The organism is Kitasatospora sp. P5_F3 (assembly GCF_054049135.1).
Window position 1 is genome coordinate 1 of record NZ_JBFUMY010000200.1, and the last position, 837, is coordinate 837.

General features: G+C 71.0%; 1 protein-coding gene and 2 pseudogenes. All 3 read left to right on the forward strand.

Translation table 11 applies throughout. The features are described 5' to 3' along the window. Positions 1-140 (forward strand): annotated as a pseudogene (locus tag ACXJMZ_RS37325) (roadblock/LC7 domain-containing protein); the annotation flags it as partial. A 146-nt stretch (positions 141-286) separates the two neighbouring features. Next, positions 287-733, forward strand: coding sequence for a DUF742 domain-containing protein (locus ACXJMZ_RS37330; RefSeq protein ID WP_057232216.1), 447 nt, complete (start codon positions 287-289; stop codon positions 731-733). Continuing rightward, positions 714-837 (forward strand): annotated as a pseudogene (locus tag ACXJMZ_RS37335) (ATP-binding protein); the annotation flags it as partial. The gene ACXJMZ_RS37330 and the pseudogene ACXJMZ_RS37335, both read left to right, overlap by 20 nt.

Genomic DNA, 837 nt, shown 5'->3' on the forward strand with positions numbered 1-837 from the left:
GCTCCTCCCTCGCCGTCCTCGCCGCCCCCGACTCCGACATCGGACTCGTCGGCTACGAAATGGCCCTCCTCGTCGACCGCGCCGGAGCCGTCCTCACCCCCGCACTCCGCGCAGAACTCCAGGGCAGTCTCCTGCACTGACGGTTCGTCAACCTCGATGCGCCGGACCGACCGACCCGGTCCGGCGCCCCAACCGTCAGCCGCCGTAGGGTGGTTGGCAATCCCGCCTCGGCTGGCCTTCACCCAGCCGGAACCTGCTGCGAACGGCGGCAGCACAAGGAGGACTCATGACCCCGACACCCGCCGGCTCCTACGGCAACAACGGGTACGGCAGCGGCGGTTACGGCGCCCGGCAGTCCGGCAGTGGCTACGGCGGTCAGGAGTCCTACGAGCAGCAGCCGCTGGTCCGCCCGTACGCGATGACGGGTGGCCGTACCCGGCCCCGGTACCAGCTCGCGATCGAGGCGCTGATCTCCACCACCGCCTCGGCCGAGCGCACCGGCGGCCTGCTGCCGGAGCACCAGCGGATCGTGAGTCTCTGCCGCGAAGTGAAGTCCGTCGCCGAGATCTCCGCGCTGGCCGGTGTGCCGCTCGGGGTCGCCCGGATTCTCGTCGCCGACCTGGCGGAAGCCGGTCTTGTCGCCATCCACCAGCCCGCCGCCGCGGGCGAGTCGGGCGGAACGCCTGACGTCACGCTGCTCGAAAGGGTCCTCAGTGGACTTCGCAAGCTCTAACGCGGCCACCCCCACCCGCGCCACCACCTCCGCGAAGATCGTCGTCGCAGGCGGCTTCGGCGTCGGCAAAACCACCCTCGTCGGCGCGGTCTCCGAGATCAACC